Origin of the sequence: Enterococcus spodopteracolus, assembly GCF_030441955.1 — a bacterium.
GTDB classification, from domain to species: domain Bacteria; phylum Bacillota; class Bacilli; order Lactobacillales; family Enterococcaceae; genus Enterococcus_B; species Enterococcus_B spodopteracolus.
Genome location: NZ_JARJHD010000065.1, coordinates 1 through 759, shown reverse-complemented (window position 1 = coordinate 759; position 759 = coordinate 1). Strand labels below are relative to the sequence as shown.

Genomic DNA, 759 nt, shown 5'->3' with positions numbered 1-759 from the left:
GTGCAGTACAGCATGTGGGTGACGCGAAAAAATGCCTGGTACTTTGCCAACTATGACCCGCGTATGAAGCGTGAAGGCCTGCATTATGTCGTGATTGAGCGGGATGAAAAGTACATGGCGAGTTTTGACGAGATCGTGCCGGAGTTCATCGAAAAAATGGACGAGGCACTGGCTGAAATTGGTTTTGTATTTGGGGAGCAATGGCGATGACGCATCCTCACGATAATATCCGGGTAGGCGCAATCACTTTCGTCTACTCCGTTACAAAGCGAGGCTGGGTATTTCCCGGCCTTTCTGTTATCCGAAATCCACTGAAAGCACAGCGGCTGGCTGAGGAGATAAATAATAAACGAGGGGCTGTATGCACAAAGCATCTTCTGTTGAGTTAAGAACGAGTATCGAGATGGCACATAGCCTTGCTCAAATTGGAATCAGGTTTGTGCCAATACCAGTAGAAACAGACGAAGAATTTCATACGTTAGCCGCATCCCTTTCACAAAAGCTGGAAATGATGGTGGCGAAAGCAGAAGCAGATGAGAGAAACCAGGTATGACAACCACGGAATGCATTTTTCTGGCAGCGGGCTTCATATTCTGTGTGCTTATGCTTGCCGACATGGGACTTGTTCAATGACACCTCAGCAGGAAAACGCCCTTCGCAGCATTGCCCGTCAGGCTAATTCTGAAATCAAAAAAAGCCAGACAGCAGTTTCCGGATAAAAACGTCGATGACATTTGCCGTAGCGTACTGAAGAAGCAC

At 47.6% G+C, this 759-nt stretch carries 3 protein-coding genes; all 3 read left to right on the top strand.

Features of this window, described 5'->3' with window-relative positions:
- A partial coding sequence (locus tag P3R27_RS14495; protein ID WP_438839298.1) for a PDDEXK family nuclease occupies positions 1-210 on the top strand: 210 nt, incomplete at its 5' end.
- The gene (locus P3R27_RS14490; protein ID WP_001251812.1) at positions 201-389 is read left to right on the top strand and encodes a DUF1317 domain-containing protein; all 189 of its coding nucleotides are present in this window, start codon (positions 201-203) and stop codon (positions 387-389) included. The genes P3R27_RS14495 and P3R27_RS14490, both read left to right, overlap by 10 nt.
- Positions 362-553, top strand: a complete 192-nt coding sequence (locus P3R27_RS14485; RefSeq protein ID WP_015979260.1) for a DUF1382 family protein — start codon at positions 362-364, stop codon at positions 551-553. Before P3R27_RS14490 ends, P3R27_RS14485 begins: the two co-directional genes overlap by 28 nt.
- Positions 554-759: the final 206 nt, after the last annotated feature.

Bases quoted from the DNA above. Each gene is read 5' to 3' on its own strand.
- P3R27_RS14485 (WP_015979260.1), top strand. From the start codon at position 362: ATGCACAAAGCATCTTCTGTTGAGTTAAGAACGAGTATCGAGATGGCA.
- P3R27_RS14490 (WP_001251812.1), top strand. From the start codon at position 201: ATGGCGATGACGCATCCTCACGATAATATCCGGGTAGGCGCAATCACT.